At 38.6% G+C, this 18,366-nt stretch carries 21 protein-coding genes; 2 read left to right on the forward strand and 19 right to left on the reverse strand.

Features of this window, described 5'->3' with window-relative positions; all coding sequences use genetic code 11:
• Positions 1-259, forward strand: a 259-nt coding sequence (locus JOD02_RS10230; protein WP_394355761.1) for an RNA polymerase sigma factor, incomplete at its 5' end; no start/stop codon positions are given.
• A gap of 193 nt (positions 260-452) precedes the next feature.
• Here the strand turns inward: JOD02_RS10230 and JOD02_RS10235 are convergent.
• The 16 genes from JOD02_RS10235 to zwf all read right to left on the reverse strand — a co-directional run bounded on the left by JOD02_RS10235 (position 453) and on the right by zwf (position 15,867).
• Complete coding sequence (locus JOD02_RS10235; RefSeq protein WP_204489289.1) at positions 453-887, reverse strand: PPC domain-containing DNA-binding protein; 435 nt, start codon at positions 885-887, stop codon at positions 453-455.
• Between the two features lie 69 nt (positions 888-956).
• Complete coding sequence (gene xylB / locus JOD02_RS10240) at positions 957-2,483, reverse strand: xylulokinase (protein WP_204489290.1); 1,527 nt, start codon at positions 2,481-2,483, stop codon at positions 957-959.
• Positions 2,484-2,511: 28 nt separating this feature from the next.
• Positions 2,512-3,954 carry an NAD-dependent succinate-semialdehyde dehydrogenase gene (locus JOD02_RS10245; RefSeq protein WP_204489291.1) on the reverse strand — a complete coding sequence of 481 codons (1,443 nt, stop codon included), beginning with the start codon at positions 3,952-3,954 and terminating at the stop codon, positions 2,512-2,514.
• Complete coding sequence (locus JOD02_RS10250) at positions 3,951-4,343, reverse strand: dimethylsulfonioproprionate lyase family protein (protein WP_204489292.1); 393 nt, start codon at positions 4,341-4,343, stop codon at positions 3,951-3,953. Before JOD02_RS10250 ends, JOD02_RS10245 begins: the two co-directional genes overlap by 4 nt.
• A 20-nt stretch (positions 4,344-4,363) precedes the next feature.
• Positions 4,364-5,152, reverse strand: coding sequence for an HAD-IA family hydrolase (locus JOD02_RS10255; RefSeq protein WP_204489293.1), 789 nt, complete (start codon positions 5,150-5,152; stop codon positions 4,364-4,366).
• Complete coding sequence (locus JOD02_RS10260) at positions 5,145-6,110, reverse strand: hydroxyacid dehydrogenase (RefSeq protein ID WP_204489294.1); 966 nt, start codon at positions 6,108-6,110, stop codon at positions 5,145-5,147. Before JOD02_RS10260 ends, JOD02_RS10255 begins: the two co-directional genes overlap by 8 nt.
• A gap of 28 nt (positions 6,111-6,138) precedes the next feature.
• On the reverse strand, positions 6,139-7,035 hold the full coding sequence (locus JOD02_RS10265) for a dihydrodipicolinate synthase family protein (protein ID WP_204489295.1): 897 nt from the start codon (positions 7,033-7,035) through the stop codon (positions 6,139-6,141).
• A gap of 18 nt (positions 7,036-7,053) precedes the next feature.
• On the reverse strand, positions 7,054-7,911 hold the full coding sequence (locus JOD02_RS10270; protein ID WP_204489296.1) for a class II fructose-bisphosphate aldolase: 858 nt from the start codon (positions 7,909-7,911) through the stop codon (positions 7,054-7,056).
• A 10-nt stretch (positions 7,912-7,921) separates the two neighbouring features.
• Positions 7,922-8,401 carry a VOC family protein gene (locus JOD02_RS10275; protein WP_243426509.1) on the reverse strand — a complete coding sequence of 160 codons (480 nt, stop codon included), beginning with the start codon at positions 8,399-8,401 and terminating at the stop codon, positions 7,922-7,924.
• Positions 8,401-9,093, reverse strand: a complete 693-nt coding sequence (locus tag JOD02_RS10280; RefSeq protein WP_204489357.1) for an RraA family protein — start codon at positions 9,091-9,093, stop codon at positions 8,401-8,403. The genes JOD02_RS10275 and JOD02_RS10280 overlap by 1 nt, the downstream gene beginning before the upstream one ends.
• A gap of 49 nt (positions 9,094-9,142) precedes the next feature.
• Positions 9,143-9,955: a carbohydrate ABC transporter permease gene (locus JOD02_RS10285; RefSeq protein WP_394355762.1), complete on the reverse strand. Its 813-nt coding sequence runs from the start codon at positions 9,953-9,955 to the stop codon at positions 9,143-9,145.
• Between the two features lie 49 nt (positions 9,956-10,004).
• Positions 10,005-10,889, reverse strand: a complete 885-nt coding sequence (locus tag JOD02_RS10290; RefSeq protein ID WP_204489298.1) for a carbohydrate ABC transporter permease — start codon at positions 10,887-10,889, stop codon at positions 10,005-10,007.
• Between the two features lie 92 nt (positions 10,890-10,981).
• Entirely contained in the window at positions 10,982-12,373 is a 1,392-nt protein-coding gene (locus tag JOD02_RS10295) for an ABC transporter substrate-binding protein (RefSeq protein ID WP_204489300.1), read from the reverse strand.
• A 94-nt stretch (positions 12,374-12,467) separates the two neighbouring features.
• Positions 12,468-12,812, reverse strand: coding sequence for a TIM-barrel domain-containing protein (locus JOD02_RS11935; RefSeq protein WP_204489301.1), 345 nt, complete (start codon positions 12,810-12,812; stop codon positions 12,468-12,470).
• 423 nt (positions 12,813-13,235) lie between these two features.
• Complete coding sequence (locus tag JOD02_RS10305; protein WP_204489303.1) at positions 13,236-14,252, reverse strand: LacI family DNA-binding transcriptional regulator; 1,017 nt, start codon at positions 14,250-14,252, stop codon at positions 13,236-13,238.
• A gap of 136 nt (positions 14,253-14,388) precedes the next feature.
• Positions 14,389-15,867, reverse strand: a complete 1,479-nt coding sequence (gene zwf / locus JOD02_RS10310) for a glucose-6-phosphate dehydrogenase (RefSeq protein WP_243426505.1) — start codon at positions 15,865-15,867, stop codon at positions 14,389-14,391.
• Between the two features lie 288 nt (positions 15,868-16,155).
• On the opposite strand from zwf, the gene JOD02_RS10315 reads away from it, so the two are divergent.
• A complete protein-coding gene (locus JOD02_RS10315) occupies positions 16,156-16,332 on the forward strand; it encodes an aspartyl-phosphate phosphatase Spo0E family protein (RefSeq protein ID WP_204489306.1) in 177 nt (58 codons plus the stop codon).
• Positions 16,333-16,341: 9 nt separating this feature from the next.
• On the opposite strand, the gene JOD02_RS10320 is transcribed toward JOD02_RS10315, so the two are convergent.
• Genes JOD02_RS10320 through JOD02_RS10330 form a run of 3 tightly spaced genes read right to left on the reverse strand, consistent with a single transcriptional unit; the run spans position 16,342 to position 18,162 of the window.
• Positions 16,342-16,539 (reverse strand): DUF951 domain-containing protein, encoded by a 198-nt coding sequence (locus JOD02_RS10320; protein ID WP_204489307.1) that lies wholly within the window; start codon positions 16,537-16,539, stop codon positions 16,342-16,344.
• Complete coding sequence (locus tag JOD02_RS10325) at positions 16,539-17,414, reverse strand: mechanosensitive ion channel family protein (protein WP_204489309.1); 876 nt, start codon at positions 17,412-17,414, stop codon at positions 16,539-16,541. Before JOD02_RS10325 ends, JOD02_RS10320 begins: the two co-directional genes overlap by 1 nt.
• A 34-nt stretch (positions 17,415-17,448) precedes the next feature.
• Positions 17,449-18,162 (reverse strand): gamma-glutamyl-gamma-aminobutyrate hydrolase family protein, encoded by a 714-nt coding sequence (locus JOD02_RS10330; protein ID WP_204489311.1) that lies wholly within the window; start codon positions 18,160-18,162, stop codon positions 17,449-17,451.
• Between the last annotated feature and the right edge of the window lie 204 nt (positions 18,163-18,366).

Below are 18,366 nucleotides of genomic sequence, written 5' to 3' on the forward strand. Positions count from 1 at the left end.
CTGTTCAGTTTTCAAGGACCATTCCCCCACCGCCCTCCCCAGAGCGGCGAATTATATACTACCAAATCATCTTACCTTTGTCAATACCCTTTTTTTGTCCCTTGCCAGGGTTAAAGAAGGTGACAAACAAGCCTTTGAACAGCTTTATAACGAATACGCAAAATATGCTATACGTACGGCATTTGCCATCACCAAAAACAGCACCGGTGTGTCCGATGTTGTTCAAGAAGCCTTTATAATCACAAAAGTAATCTTATAGCACAAAAAGAGGGTGGTAAATCATCCTCTTTTTGTGCTATATATTTCCTCTGAAAGTCTCTCTTACATCCTTCCTCACCTTTATCGAGGAAAACTTACGAAAAACTTCCTATCCTAGTTTAATGATAAAATTACCTACATCCCCATCTTATAGTCATCGTCTATAGAATTTGCCTAATAATCATTCATACCTGTTATTTGCGGCTTATAAGCCTTAAAATGTTCTTATCATTAGGTATCCTAATAAGGTCCAGAGATTTAACCTCCATTATCACTATTTCTGCCAAATACAAAACCCTGCAGCCGCTCTCAAGATGACCCGCATATGCCTTTTCATGGTCAGATACCACGGCATGCAAATGTGGCTTTCCATCCGCTATTATGCCGTCTATTGAGGCAAGCTCCAAAGGTTTGTCCTCCCAGCGTTCAAAACGCTCAACCGGTGGATAACTGGTTGTCATCACCATATGTAGTGTGCACCTATCCAGCGTCCCTATGCCGGATACCACTACGGCATCTTTAATCCCTTCCTTGACGATCAGCTCATTTATGCTCTCAAGCACCATGTCACCTTGGTCTAGCCTTAGTATAAATATTCTACCAATTTCCTGTGTTGAAAAGTACTCCATTTTATGATACCTCCCTTTAATTTAAAAAATTTTACCAATATTAATGCCCTCTTTGTTTAATACCAAATATTAACCAAATAGATTAGCCAACCTATTGAAAGCTGGTTTATTAATTAAATACAAGTTTTTATAAACCTCAAATAATGAATCATACAGCTCTTTATTCTTTTTATCAGGCAAGGTTTCTGTCTCTATTTTTAATATCTTCACGGCTTCAAACACATCCGGCCATATACCACATCCTATTCCTGCAATTAAAGCTGCTCCAAAAGCTCCTCCGTGTTCTCCACCGCTTACGGTTACAACCGGTAACTGAAATACATCTGCCTGAATCTGCCTCCACAGCTCACTTTTTGAACCTCCACCAGAAGTCCGAACTTCCGAAATTGGAACATTGCTGCACTCAGTTATTAACTCGGCAACCTGTTTTAAGCTGAACACCACTCCCTCAAGCACAGCCCTAATTATATCTGATTTCTGGTGTTTATATGTTAGGCCAATAAACGTGCCTCGGGCTGAAGGGTCTGCATATGGACAGCGTTCTCCAAACAAATACGGTAAAAATATAAGGCCATTGCTACCAGCAGGGGAATCAGCTGCCAATTTATCCATATCTTTATATACATTACTACTAAAATTTTGCTCATACAGCACGTTCTTAAGCCATTCAAGAGAGGCGCCTGCACTAAGCGTAACCCCCATTGCATGCCATGTGCCTGGATAATTATTACAAAATATCTGCAAGGCACCCCGCCTATTAAATTTGTAACTATTCAGTCCCATCGCAACAATTCCGGCAGTACCAATAATAATACCCAATACTCCTTCCTGTACTAAGCCAGTACCAGTAGTTTGTATTACAGCATCCCCCCCACCGGCTACGACAGGTAATCCTTTAGGAAGGCCGGTACATTCACTAGCAGCATTGGTGATATAACCTGTAATTTCAGTCGATTCAAAACATTTGGGTAAAAATTCTTTTTGAATTCCTAGAATGGATAATAATTTCTCGTTCCAACATCGCCTTCTCACATCAAATAAGCCAGTACCTGATGCATCCGAAACGTCTGTTGCAAAATTGCCGGTTAGCTTATATCTTATATAGTCTTTTGGATTGAGAAACATGCAGGCTTTATCAAATATATAAGGCTCATTTTCAGCCAGCCAAAGAATTTTACTCGCTGTATAACCTGGCAACATGTCATTGTTTATCATCTTAAGTAGGTTCTCTTTCCCGCCCACCATCTCAACTATACGTTGGCACTGTTCAGCGGACCTCTGGTCGTTCCATAATATCGCCGGTCTTAGGACCTTCCCCTGTATATCCAAAGCAACAAGTCCGTGCATTTGCCCAGAGAGACCCATACCAACCAGTTGCTCAGTATCTATATTACTCTTATTTAATACTTGCCGTATGCTTAATGTAACCGCTTGCTCCCAATCTGCAGGATCCTGTTCTACCCAGTTTGCATGAGGCATATAAACGGGGTAACCAACAGAAGAATCGGCTATTATCTGCCCTGTTTCATCAATCAATATACTTTTACAGCTGGATGTCCCCAAATCTACCCCTAAAACATACTTTTTTCGCTTCATACAAAAATTCACTTCCCTACATACGCAATTATAAATATCGTATCCTTATATGTTTTATATGCAGATATTCGTATAATCCTTCAGGACCATGCTCAAAACCAAATCCGCTGTCTTTCCAACCTCCGTAGGGCGCATTTATTACTCCAGCATCCACATTATTCACCGCTACATTACCAGCCTCAATATCTCGGCACAGACGCCTTGCAGTACTGATATCTTGAGTAAACACTATTGCTGCCAACCCATATCGTGTATCGTTGGCCAATTCTACGGCTTCGTCCAGCGTATCAAAAGGCATAACACCCACTAAGGGACCAAAAGTCTCTTCCTGCATAACTAGCATGCTGTGATTCACATCACGCAATATCGTAGGCTCGAAGAAATATCCTTTTTCGAATTTGGAACCTTCTGGCCTTTTGCCTCCACATACAATCTTTGCCCCTTTTTCAATAGCATCCTGTATATGGGTTATAGTCTTTTTTACTCCTGCCAGAGTACACATTGGCCCCAAATCACATTTATCAGTTAAACCATTTCCTATTACAAGCTTTTTAGTAGCTTGCGCAAACCTTTCTATAAACTCCTCGTATATCTCACGCTCCACATATATTCTATTAATGGCTATGCAGATCTGTCCCATATTGCGGAAGGAACGCCTAACTGCCCCCGAAACAGCAGCATCTAGATTACAATCTTTACACACAATCATCGGCAAGCTACCACCTAATTCCAAAGAAACCTTTTTAAGGGTATCAGCACTACCTTTTAAAACCTCTCGACCAACTTCTGTAGAACCGGTAAAGGCAATTTTTTTAACAATAGGACTGCTGATTAATACGGAACCAATCACAGAACCAGGTCCTGTAACAGCATTAAGAACACCCTCAGGAAGCCCAACATCAACAAGGCATTTAATAAACGCTAAAGGAGAAAGAGGAGTTTCAGATGGAAGCTTGGCTACAAGCGTACAACCAGCAGCCAATGCCGCTCCCACCTTCCAGGCCAAAAGCTCGACAGGATAGTTCCACGGAGATATAGCCGCTGCTACACCAATAGGCTGATATATAACCATGCTTTCAAAGTCAGGTTCCTCATTAGCAATGATGCGGCCATATATCCTCTCTCCTTCTTCAGCGTAGTAGCGGAGAATATTAGCACTTTTTATTACCTCCCCTTCTGCTTCAGCAAGTGGTTTGCCCTGCTCCATGGTAAGAACTCTAGCTATATCTTTAGAACGCTTTAGAACCAGTTCACTGGCCTTTCGCAAATATTTTCCTCTTTCAAAAGGCGACAAGCGGCTCCAAGACAAAAATGCAGAATCCGCCGCATTTACGGCATCCTCTACATCAGACTTATCGGCAAGTGGTACATCAGCAAATATCTCTTCAGTAGCTGGGTTAATAACCTCAATAACATCTCCCTTTTTTGATTCAACCCATTTACCACCTATCAACATTTTTTCGTGTATCATTTTTCGCATTCCTCCGGATCCAGTTTTCCTGTTACCCATAAAACAACCAAAGGCATATTTCCTTTCTGATAGGTAGTATGAAATTCTCGTGGAGGCACATACAACGCATCGCCGGCTTTTATAGGAAACTCATCTTCCCCTACAACCATTACTCCCTCACCAGAAATGACATAATAGACTTCCTCTTCATTATGGGAATGACCTGTAGTCGTCCCGGTAGGATAAATAATGGTATAACCCATTTTAAGCCTTCGAGATGGGGATTCCTCAGGATCTATAAGAAAATAAGTATCTCTTAAGACCGCCTTATCGCGATCCTTCACTCTAGCCCTAAGAGACCGCGGGTCAATATCAGGTTGTTTTGATTGAACATTAACCACGTATTTCATTTTAACAAAATACCCCCTTTTTACAACATTTTTTCCAAAGTATCTATATTGATATATTTTGTTGACGAAACATCTATATTTGGATGCCCCTTTATAACCTTTACTGGCAAATCGGGTTCACCAAGTGACGAGACAACTAAATCGGCTTCTGAAAAATCCTCGTGTTGCGAATAAAAGCTTATTGTTATTAGACAATGCATCCCCGCTGCCTTCGCAGCCAGCAAACCATTCCTGCTATCCTCTACAACAAAACATTCTGAACCCTTTAGGTTAAATCTTTCTTTCACCAGATTATAGATATCAGGAGCTGGTTTTTTAGCTTTTACAATATCACCAGCAAAAATACCATTAAACCAGTTCAAACGTTGTGAACCCAAGACAGCCTGTAAAAGCGATACCACACTTTTTTCATTAGAAGTAGAGCAAACCGCCAAAATAATACCTCTTTCATGGGCCTCATCAATTATTCGCCTAATTCCGGGCCTTATAGGTAGCTCCCCTTTGGCGCTCATATCCATAAATATTTCAGTTTTTCGCTTATGTAACTTATTTATAAATTCATCATTAAAACGTTCTGGCGGGTAAATATCAGGATGTCTTTGAAAATATGCCTTCATCCTCTCTTTACCACCCGCAATTTTGACAAGCTCCCCGTATTCCTCTATATTCCACTCAACATCAAGCCCAGCTTCTTTAAAGGCCCTGTTAAACGCCACTCTATGGCCATCCCTTTCGGTCTCTGCTATCACCCCATCGCAGTCAAAAATTAAAGCCTTAAGCTTATTTTGAGTGCCCATCAAATTACTCAAGGTTAAGCTCCCTCCTGTTCACAATGTATTTCGGCATTCTTCCTTCTAAATAGTCAATAACTTGTTTAACTGCTTCTACGGCCATTTTCACGCCCGATTCCTTGGTCAAGGCTGCAACATGAGGCGTTAGTATTACATTATCAAGTTCCAACAATGGATTGTCTGGTTCTAGAGGTTCCTTATGAAAAACATCCAACGCTGCTCCAGCTATCCTTCGTTCTTTTAATGCTTTAACCAATGCATCTTGATCAATTACTTCCCCTCTACTTGTATTGATAATATAGGCAGTAGGTTTCATTAGATCTATTAATTGTTTTGTCACCATTCCGCGTGTCTCAGTTATATTAGGGACATGTAATGTTATAATATCAGCTTTGGAAAATATTTCGTCCAGGCTATTGCAAAATTGGATATCATTGCTATTAAATTGTTGTTTGTCAATATATGGGTCATAACCCAAGATATTCATCCCTAGAGCTTTACACCGAACTAAAACTTCCCGTCCAATTTTACCCAAACCTATTATTCCAACATTTTTACCTACCACTTCCTCAGCAATAAGCTCATTTCTTTTATGCCATTGTTTATTACGGACATAACTATCCATTTTGGGTATCTGCTTCACTAATGCCAACATAAGTGCTATAGTGTGTTCAGCTACTGGCACACTATTTATCCCCGGCAAATTACATACCATTACACCGTATTGCGTGGCAGCCTCCACATCTATGTTGTCGTACCCTGCACCCGTTCTTGAAATAATCTTTAACTTAGGTGCTGCCTCAATAATCCTTCGCGTAATTTTTGCTCTACTTCTTAAAATTATCGCAAATGCATCATGAACTTCATTAATTATGGTCTGCTCGGTGATATCATCTAATATGACAACTTCCACTTTGCTTTTTAATAACTGTAGCGCTTCATCAATAATTTTTTCTGGCAACAATACCTTTTTCATATCCCATCTCTTCCTGTAAATAAATTTATCAATCGTTCAATTTTAAATAACCGGCTTCAATAAAGGCCTTTTCTATTTCTTTTCTTTGTTGCTCATTACAGTCTATAAGCGGATTTCTGACCTCTCCACCTTTGTAACCGAAAATATCACAGCTTGCTTTTACTCCCGCCACGCCATATTTATCAGTCGCATTCTTGCTTAACCTGATCAACTCATCACTTAACCTTTCCGCCTCGGCTATATTTCCCTGTTTAAACATTTCATACAATAAACAACACGCTTCAGGCAGATAATTGGCCATCGACAATACGCCACCAGAAGCGCCTGCTTTCAAGCCTTCCAAAAAATTAGTTATACTGCCTGCCAATACATCGAAATTTTCATCCTTTACCGCAAGATACTTGGATATATTACCGGTCGAGGTATCCTTCATTCCCATAATATTGGGATGGCTTGATAATATCTTCACTACTTCAGGAGATATAGTAACGCCTGAAGCAAATTTGGGGCAATTGTACATAAGCACCGGGATAGATAAAGCATCAGCTATTACTGTATAATATTTTATAAGTGCCGTATCATTCATAAATGAAGCAAAATAATTTGGTGTCAATATCGAGACAAAGTCTGCTCCAATGTCTTCTATACGCTTGCCAAATTCAATAGTTGAATATGCTGACTGCCGTGCTATCCCTGCTATAAGCACCTTGTCTTTTGCTGCATTTTCTTTTACGGTTTTATAAACCAATAGCTGTTCTTCATCGCTCATATGTGCAAATTCTCCATTACTGCCTAGAGGCATGTAACCTCTGACAGGCGTCTGGTTCGCTTTCTGTATGTTAAACGCTAATTTCCCAAGGTCCACTTTTTGATCGGTAAAAGGTGTAACAACAGGTATAAATACACCTGCTAACTTGTCATTCATAACATTCACTCCTTATATTTAAAGCACCCTATTTGTGCTGCCAAATATGTCTATAAAATCCTCAATTCGCTTAGTTATGTTTTGTTCTAAATATTTAATCATCTTAACAGGTTCATAATCATCAGGATTAGCTTTATAATATTCTTCAATGGAATTACGAAAAATGTACTTGAGTTCTGTTGAAACATTTATTTTACTTCCGCCATTAGCTATACATTTTTTGAGTATCTCTTCCGAAAGCCCAGTACCCCCATGAATTGCCAAAGGAACATCGACCCGCCGCGCAATTTCGCTTAAAAGATTAAAGTTTACATTTGGCTGCCTACGATACAAACCATGCGCCGTACCTATAGCAGGAGCCAGGACATCCACCCCAGTAGCATTTACATATTTTTCGCATGTATCAGGATCCGCTAAATAACTTTGGGAATCCTTTACAAATATATCATCTTCCACTCCTGCTATAACTCCAAGCTCGCCTTCAACAGTCACATTCTTAGGCTTAGCCATGGCTACTACTTTTTTTGTCAGCTCAATATTTTCTTCTAATGGCAAAGAAGAAGCATCGATCATAACAGAACTCCAACCGGCTTCAATACAATTTTTAATCATGTCTAAATCTTTGCAGTGATCAAGATGTAAAGCAACTGGCACGGCTGAATCGACAGCTAAAGCTTTAACCCAAGCAACTATGGATTTATATCCATATAACGATACTGTCTTTGCTGATGTTTGTATAATAACAGGGGATTTTTTGTTTTCAGCAGCCTTGATAACAGCTGCCATTGTTGCATAATCAACTATGTTAAAAGCACCTACAGCATATCCATTTTTTTTAGCATCCAAGAGCATTTCTTTTAAATTTACGTATCCCATAATCTCACCTCTACAATTCTTCAACAAGTTCTATACGCTCTCCACTGGGACCATATATAAAAGTGTGTCTTATGCCATTCCAAAAAGTAGGTATTTCCTCTATATAATCAGGAGTAAAATTTACACCCTTAGATTTAAGCAATTTTACAACCTTATCTATATCTGATACTCTCAAAGCTACGTGCTGTACAGGGCCAGCCTGTTGAGATACCAATTTGGCATCCGATGGTTGAACCAACTCGATAATGCAATTACCCTTTTTTACCACAGCAACTGGTATTTTCCCCATTGTGGGGTGGTTAACAATCCCTTGCCATTCCTTATCAAACCCAAGTATTTCAATATAGAATTCCATTGAACGTTCGATATTCTTGGTATAAACTCCTATGTGATATAGACCTTCAATCACAGCACAGCATTCCTTTCTCTCAAATTTTCTAGGAGGATTGAGGCAACGCGTCAAAATGGCGCGTTGCCTCAAAATATTCATCACTTAACAGTATCATCGAGTTCCCATCCTAAAGCCTCATAAAGTTTTCTCCTACCTATCTTGTCATTATTTAATTCTTGCCTCGCGTATTTTGCTACATCATATGCTTTATCCCGTGGTACAACAATCACACCATCACCATCAGCAACGATGATATCACCAGGATGTACAATAACACCACCAACACATACTGGAATATCCTTAGCATCATAACGCAATCTTCCTTGCACCATTGATTGAGACACAAATTTTGACCAAACAGGAACCTTTTGTAAAATCAATTCATCTGTATCCCTTACGCCACCTTCTATTACATATCCTCTTGCTCCCTTCATATATCCATATAAGGAGTTGTTCGAACCCATAAGTCCAGCATTTACTCCGCTTTGATCGATGACAATAACGTCACCGGGTTCGATTTCTTCCATCCATGGATAAATGCAAATATTGTCATAGTACCACTTTACCCATTCTGTATACTCATCAGGCGTCATCTTGGGAATAGGTCCGTCATAAGGTAAATAACGCACTGTCCTAGCTATGCCAACTATTCTAGTCCTGAAAAGAGGTCGCATATCATATGACATACTGCCATACCCATGCATCATGTTCCAATCCATGCCATCTCTTACATCTGCCACTCGTAATCCTTCAAAAAGTTTTAATAATTCCTCTCTTTCGGTTTTTGACATACTCATCGTTTTTCTTCCTCCTTTTTTGTTTTTATTTAAATTTTAATTTTTACCCTTTTATACTTCCTGTCATTATACCTTCTATTAAATAACGCTGGAAAAATATAAAAATTAGTAATAAAGGTAACAAGGAAAGACAAGACATAGCAAATAGGGCTCCCCACGAACTAGTACCCGTCGCATCTACAAACATCCGTAACGCAAGTGAAACTGTAAACTTCTTTGGAGCACTTATATATATCATTTGAGAGAAAAAGTCATTCCAGGTCCAAATGAAAGTAAAAATAGCTACGGTAACCAAAGCCGGCATCGATAAAGGCATAATAAAGTTAATATATATGGAAAATGTTCCACAACCATCAATCCTAGGAGCCTCTAACAATTCATTTGAAATAGTACGCATAAACTGTACAAGCATAAATATGAAAAATCCTTCTACTGCGAAAAACTTAGGTACAGTTAATGGCAAATAAGTATTAACCCAACCTATTTTATTAAACACAATATATTGTGGGATTAACCTAACATGAAACGGCAACATAAGAGTTATCATCATAATTGAAAAAAATAAATTTTTAAATTTAAAATCAAGTTTGGCAAATGCATATGCAGCCATAGAACACGATATGATATTTGCAATAATACTTATCGACGCTATAAAGAGCGAATTTAGGAAAAATTTACCAAAACTTACGCCTGACACACCTTTCCACCCATAGATGTAATTATTTATAGTAAACTTTTTGGGGATAAAACTAGCACTTTGAAATATTTCTACATCTGGTTTAAAGGAAGAACTCAGCATCCACAAAAGTGGATAAAGCATAATTAAACCACACAATATAATTATGAGATGAAACATTATTTTTCTTATTCGCCTCTTTTTCACAATACCACATCCTTTACTACCATCACTCATCATAATATACCCAGTATTTACCTATTAAGAACATAGTAGCCGTAATACCTGCTATAATAACTAACAATATCCATGCTAAAGCCGAAGCATATCCCATAGAAAAGTGACGAAATCCTTTAATGTATAGATATAGAGTATAAAATAGAGTTGAGTCAACTGGCGCTCCTGTTCCTCCGCTAATTATATATGAAGGCGTAAATGCCTGAAAAGCATTTATAATGGTCATAACTACATTAAAGAATACCATAGGGGTAAGAAGAGGTAACGTAATATAGAAAAATGTCTTTATTTTCCCACAACCATCTATTTCTGCTGCTTCATAATAATCTTGGGATATTTGCTTTAAACCTCCTAAAAATATAACCATAGGTGAACCAAATTGCCAAATTGCCAATAAAATTAAAGTATATAAAGCAGTGCTGGGAGTAGCAATCCAATTCATACCTTCGATACCTATAAGTGCAAGTATTTTATTTATCGCGCCTTCTTTATTAAAAAGTTGACGCCACAAAATCGCGACTGCAACACTGCCACCAAACAGCGAAGGCAAATAATATATTGCTCTGTAAACACGAACACCAGGAATATCCTTTTTAAGAACAACTGCTAAAATAAGAGCAAATGTTAACTGAAAAGGTACTCCCAATACTACGTAGGTAGCTGTCACGCGCAAGCTTTTATAAAAACGGGGATCGCGAAATATGTCCACATAATTTTTTAAACCTATCCACTTAGGTGGTGTCATTATGTCATAATAAGTAAACGAAAAATACAAAGACAATATCATGGGAATAACAGTAAAACACAGAAAACCCGTTATCCAAGGAGCTAGAAACGCATATCCTTCCCACGGCCTATTAAATCTATATCCTTTCATAATCTACCTTCTCCTCACAGCACAAGCTTTGTCTCACAAATTTCTACTGTGGAGGTATCAGTTATTGCTGATACCTCCACAATTCTTTAAATTTACTGTTTTTTCGATGCAAGTATTTTTTTAGCCTCAGCAACTAACTCAGCAGCAGCTGCTTCGGGCGTTTTTTGGTTAAACCTCACGCTTTCAGCAATAGTCTGGAATAATGCATCAATTTCAGAAGCGCCAGCAGGCGGAAAAGTAGTGGGTCTAGCAATCTTTGAAACCTTATTAACATACTCTACAATGACCTTGTCTTTATCATCTAACAGCGGTATTATGAATTCGGCCATCTTGGTATTTGCTGGAACACCCTGATCCAATTTGTAAATCTCCATCGAAGATTCCGAATTTACCCAGAAATTGAGCAGTTTTGCTGCAGCCACCTTCTTTTCGGGGGTAGTTTTGGCGGAAATGGCAAAGTGTGCGCCTTCTATATACTCTCCGATTTGCCCATCTTTCATTGCAGGATGTCGAACAATTATTATTTCAGAGTCTGGTACAGCATTGCAATATAGCTTATATTGATTCGCGGGAACACTAGTAGCTGCAATTTTCTTCTTTGCAAACAAGCTATCCTCAAGAGTAGCTTTTGCATATTCAGTAGTGGTAGCAGCATCTGGCACCACGCCACTTTCTCTTAACTCATTCCACATTTTAAACCACGTCACCAAATCTTCTTCGTCATAACCTAAATCACCTTCTGCAGTATACAAATCTCCTCCCCTTTGACGTGCCCAATAACGGAAGAACTGATACGCACCAGAACCATCACCAGCAAACCATCTGTCTTTTTGACCTTTAGCATCTAGGGCTTTTCTAACTTCAAGTCCTAAGGACTTAAAATCATCCCAGGTCCAATCGAAGTTAGGTACTTGTATGCCCAAATCCTTCAAGAAAGTGGCATTAACGAACATCGAGGCTGCAGTCAATCCCATTGAAACCATATAAATAGTACCGTTAACTTTACCACTATTTATAGCCGCTTCTGAGAAATTGCTTAAATCGATAACACCATCTTTAACATACTTATCTAATGGTTCAATCACTCCCCTCCCCACATAATCGCTAGCAAATTGAGGATGCATTCCCATAAAATCAGGAGCTTCACCACTGGCACTCTGTACCGTCAATTTATCCCAATAATCTACCCAGCTAACAGGCTCTCTTACAACTTTTATACCAGGATTTGCTGCTTCAAACCGATCAATAATTTGGTTATACAACTCATGTCGTTTCGTATCTCCCCACCAAGCAGCACGTATTTCTACATTTTGGTTGGAAGTAGAATTGCCTGTTTGTTCTTTACCGATATTTCCTTCATTAGTATTTTCATTTGACTTTGTGTCGTCAGAGGGTGTACTAGACTTCTTTTCCCCACAACCGCTTAGCAACACAATAGATACCATCATCAACACACATAATAGCAGCGCAATAAACTTTTTCATGCATCATACCTCCCTATAGATAATTTTTTATAGACAACAAGTAGAAAGTTCTACTTGTTCGTCCCCACTTTTTTACAACATAATTTAGCATTGATTAAAAGTTCCCTTTCAAACTTACAACCTTCAATAGGCAATAACAATGGTATTGTATCCAGTGGTGCTTCATACTCCATATATTACCCACCATTGTACAATTTTGCTGCCCTAACCTCCTTTCATTGTGCTCCTTTTGGTAAATAAATTTATCTGTCTCAAACATAAACTCATCTTCAATGTCCCAGCCAGTTTCATCATTCGGAAAGTCGTAAAACAGCGGTCTCATCGGAGGTGTATCCTTTTTATGTACCAATATCATCTGTTGCATCATATAAAAGATGTAGCTTTTTTGTAAGAACAAATATTTTTTAGAATTTCGTATGCTTCCTCCCCAAAACTCCATGTCTCATTAGGGCCACAGGTCTCAAAACCTTTTTCATCTGAATCCTTAGCTCCTGAAAATTTTTTAGGTGTAATACACACCTTTATAAAACCATGTAATCTAAAGAGAATAAAAGATCGTTTTATACATCGAAACCTCAAACTCTTAGGCCCCCATTATCTGCATCCTTTCTTCATCGTATTTCAATATCAGACAATTTTCTTTTGCTTGGAAATACCCCATTTTTCCACTCCTTTGGTAACGTTTACTGTATATTTTAAATTTTTAATTTTCAATCATTACTTTACTTTAACTAATATTTTAATGGGGTTAATATATTAGTTAGTGATCTCTGTTATTTAGTTTATCTAAATTGTTTATGTAAATAACACGTTTGTTTAGTAAACGATTACTTAAGCTATACATTTATATTTTTTTGAGAAGTTATACCTTTTTGACGCTATTCCCTTCTATAAGTTGAGGCACAAATATAACTTCCCTACTTCCAATCTTTTTATTTCTTATACGTTCCAAAATCATTTCTCCTGCTTTATTGCCTATGGACCAAGGATCCAATGTAACTATAGTGGGTTGTACGTATAATAAATCCGAATTATCGATATTGCCATAAGCTACGATAGATACATCCTCTGGCACCCTTATATTGTTAGCTCTAAAATATTTCAAAGCCCCTATAGCCATAACATTGTTCATTACTACTATTGCTGAGGGCTTTTCGGGCATGCTAACCATCTTAGCCGCCCCTTGATAACCAGATTCTATCGTAAAATCTCCATCATATCTATAAGGATAATTTTCATCCACACATACTCCAATTTCCGACATTGCCCTTTCAAATCCTTTAAATCTTTCCTTACCAGTACTAACGCTTAGTGTACCATTTATAACTCCAATCCTTCTGTGCCCCATAGATAACAGATAAGTCACCAATTTATATGCACCTTCTATGTTATCGCTATCTATAAAATCTCCTTTGAAATCTTGATTGTATATTCTTCTATTAACTAATACTATGGGTAATCTGTCACTCAACTTCGCTATAAAATCATCATTTTCTCCTGTCGTGTTAAGAATTAACCCATCTACTTTTTTACTTACTAATAGTTTAAGATATACAAGTTCCCTTCTCTTTATATCATTGGTACTACATACTATAAGACTGTAACCCTCTTTATGTACAACTTCTTCTACCGCCTTTGCCATAATGGTAAAATAATTATTGGAGATATCGGATACTACAAAGCCTATGGTATGAGTTGTTGAGTCATTTTTTAAACTTCTAGCTACAGAATTTGGATAATAATTTAACTCTTCTATAGCCCGTAGAACCTTTTCTTTGATCTCCGGACTCACATAATAATTATTATTTATTACCCGTGAAACTGTAGCTATAGAAACCCCTGCTCGCTTAGCAACATCCTTTATAGTAACATCAGCCATATTTGCACCCACACAGTAAATACTTTTATAAGCACTTTGTGTAAACGTATTCTTGACAATTCTTATTATAATGGAATGAAAGTTTATTTGTCAATAGGAGTTTGAATAAAATTTTATTTTACTCAAATATACTATCCTATTCCATCATCCTCCACCTTCTCCCATCCCTTTCTATCAGCTCCTTAGCTGCAGGAGGGCCCCATGTCCCAGCCGGATAGTTTGGAAAATCAGGCTCTTCCTCTGCCCACACTTTTGCAATATTATCCACAAACCGCCAGGCATATTCCACCTCATCCCAACGCGTAAAAAGCGCAGAATCACCTTTCATGGCATCCAACAAAAGCCGCTCATATGCATCAGGGGAGATAGCATCGACAGCACAGTTCTGGCAGAAATCCATTCCTACCTGTATTATCTCGTTTTTAACTCCAGGTTTTTTAGCGTTAAAATACAGTTCAACTCCTTCACGAGGTTGAATGCGTATTAAAAGGGTGTTGGGTTTAAGCCCCTTCAGCTCTTTAAAATAGAGTACTTCGGGCAGTGATATAAACTGTATTACTACCTCTGTAAATCTCTCTGGCAATCTCTTGCCGGTCAGCAGGTAAAATGGCACACCACCCCATCTGAAATTCTCAACCTCAACCTTCATGGCCACAAAAGTTTCGGTATTGGAAAAAGGCGACACCCTGCTCTCCTCTCTATAACCTACAACAGGTTTCCCGTCTATATAACCTCTGCCGTACTGCCCTCTCACCACATCTCGATACACCTTTGCAGGAGTCATCTCCGACAACGATTTTAGCACCTTGACTTTTTCATCCCTTATGGATTCAGTATCCAGCTTTGCAGGAGGTTCCATGGCAATCAGCATCAAAAGCTGGAGCATGTGATTTTGTATCATATCCCTCAGTGCTCCTGCTTTTTCATAATAAGGTCCTCTATTCTCAACACCCACTGTCTCGCTGGATATAATTTGTATGTGGTCTATATATTTATTATTCCACAACGGCTCAAACAAGGCATTGGCAAAGCGTATGGCCATAATGTTCTGAAGCATTTCTTTACCCAAATAATGGTCTATCCTGTATATATGTTTTTCACTAAATACGCCTGTTATGACATTGTTCAAAGCCATTGCAGAGTTTAAATCGCTTCCAAAAGGCTTCTCTATGACCAGCCGCTGCCAGCTCAACCCATCATTTATCACCATATCGGCAGCTTTGAGGTTGTGAACTATCACTTTAAAATGTTCAGGCGCCACTGCCAGATAATACAACCTGTTGCCCTGGGTTCCATAAAGTTTATCCAGCTTAATCAAAAACTCTTTTAAACTCATATATCCATTAGTATCCGTTATATCCAGTTTATGGTAATAAAACCTGGATACAACGGCAATTAAATCTTCATCCGTGCCACTGTTGGGCCTTGAAAACCTCTTTATGGCCTCAATAGCATCTTGCCTGAACTCCTCATCGGTTTTCTCCCTGCGCCCCACCGAAACCACGGCAAAACGCTGGGGCAACTGTCCCGATACAAACAAATTATAAACAGCTGGATAAAGCTTCCGATGAGCCAAATCACCTGTACCACCAAATATGACCAGCAAACAATTCATGTTTTCACCCCAATACATTAACATTTAAATCCTACTTCAAGGGGATAATTTTATATTAAGTATAACCGCCATCCCTATTCCTGAAACTCCTTTTTTGAAGCCGTAAATTTTTCAAAATTTTCATTCTTGCGACAAAATAAACGATACGTTATGTCATTTAAAGGCGAAAAAGCTCATTAATTTTTTGTTAAAACTTTGTAAATAATGCTGTTTTACATCTTGACCTTATCGTATTTTTAAGATAAAATTCGATTCGTTGACCCTTGATAAAGAAAGAGTGAGGATCTTATGGAATTGATAACAGAAATAAATACGTTGCGCCAAGAACTTCACAATGTAATATCAAAAAACCCAAAGCTGTGTAGCGAATCGGTAGTCAAACACAGCCAAAAGCTGGACAAGTTGCTAGAGCTTTACTATTCCCAAATGTTCAACACACTAAAAAAAGGAGGTTCAAAAGAGTAACCCCCTTTTTTATTTTTCCTCTTTTTTATTTATCACTTTTTTAACCCTCTTTTCAAACCTTTCCCTGTCCATCATAACTATCCTGCCGCACTTTAAACATTTTATCTTAAAATCAGCACCTACACGTATTACTTCCCACTGGTCATTGCCGCAAGGGTGTTGTTTTCGGGTCTGAACAATATCACCTACCGAATACTGATTTGGCATCATTTTTCCTCCTTTTCGGACTGAATTATAACCCTGCGAGGATAAGGCACCCCTACATCATTTTCATCAAAAGCCTCTTTGATTCGCTTTTTCAACTCCCGTTCCACTTCCCAATGTTTTAATGGGAGAGTACGAACCACAGCACGAATGGTTATCTGGGAATCACCCATATCCATAACCCCTAAAACCTGTGGTTGTTCAACTATGTTCTTGTTTTCTTGGGCGTATTTATTTGCCACATCCTGTATGAGCCCAATTGCCTTATCAATATCAGTTTCATAGGGCACGTTTATATCCACCACTGCCAACATATTACCCCTTGTATAATTTACCACTTTTTGTATCTGTCCATTAGGGATAATGGTTAAATCACCTTTGAAACCTCGTATCTTTGTAATTCTTAACCCTATCTCCTCTACCGTACCCGTCGTATCGCCTATGGTAACAAAATCCCCCACCGCGTACTGGTCCTCAAACAATATAAAAAATCCGTTAATCACATCCTTCACCAAACTCTGCGCTCCAAAACCTATAGCCAGTCCGCCTATGCCGGCCGTGGCTAAAATGGAAGTGGTATCCACAAATTGACCCAAAAGAGTAAGGCCTGCCACAAAATATACAGTATATTTCAATACGCTATGAGACAAAGCGCGTAGGGTATTTATCTTTCTTACATCTATGCCAATTTTCATCTGAATCTGTGCATTGAAAAATCTATCTATTAAAATTCTTCCTACCTTATACACAATAACCGCCAAAAATAATATGGCCGATATTTTTAAAATTACAAATGCCACATGCTGATAATTCTGAAGTTTAAATCCCTCAACCCAGCTATTTAGTTTGGTACCAACGCTGATCAAAAAATCATACATAATATTAAGCCCTCCTTTGACTCAAAAACTTCTTTTATTTACTCTTCCTGCATGCCTCTACAAAAGCCTTAAACAACATCAACATGTTCTTGTGATACTTATACATCCTCTCTGGATGCCACTGGACCCCTACCGCAAAGGTATGTTCTTTGGATTCGATGACCTCAATCACTCCGTCATCGCTTCGGCCGGCAACATAAAAAGGAGGGGCTACTTCTTTTACAGCCTGATGATGAAAACTGTTTACCCGTATGTTCTGGTGCCCCATTATACGGCTTATAATAGAATCGACTTCAAGCCTGACTCCATGACAGGGTTGCCATCCAGGTGCTGTCTGGCGGTGGTTTACGACAATTTCGCACTTCATCTGAGCAACTATATCCTGATAAAGCGTCCCACCCATTGCAACGTTCATTACCTGAATACCCCGACATATACCCAGTACGGGCTTATCATTAGACATAGCCCATGCACAAAGCCTTATCTCAGCTTCATCACGGACCGGATTTACCTGCCCTAAAGCATAATGAGGAAGCTCACCGAAATAATGAGGATCTACATCTCCACCTCCTGTAAACATGATGCCATCCAGCCTCGATGCCAAAAAACAAAGATCTTCAATATCAACATAAGGCAGCATTACAGGCATTCCGCCAGCCGCATATATGGCCTGACAGTAATCGTTATGTAACCGTAATCTGTCAGCTGCAATGTCGTAATCACAGGTAATGCCTATCAAAGGCTTCATAGCATCTACACTCCCATCATAAATATATCTTCTTACTATGCATTCCGCAATACCTCTTTACTTTGTAAATCTTCATTATAGCACCACTCTTTAACTCAAAAAGCTTCTTTATACAAAAATTATTTTACCATATTTTTACGCTTCGTACCTCACTTCTTGAAAACGCGTAAGTTCAATAATTATTCTCAATTGATAATGAGGGGC

Origin of the sequence: Caldicoprobacter guelmensis, assembly GCF_016908415.1 — a bacterium.
Lineage (GTDB): Bacteria > Bacillota > Clostridia > Caldicoprobacterales > Caldicoprobacteraceae > Caldicoprobacter > Caldicoprobacter guelmensis.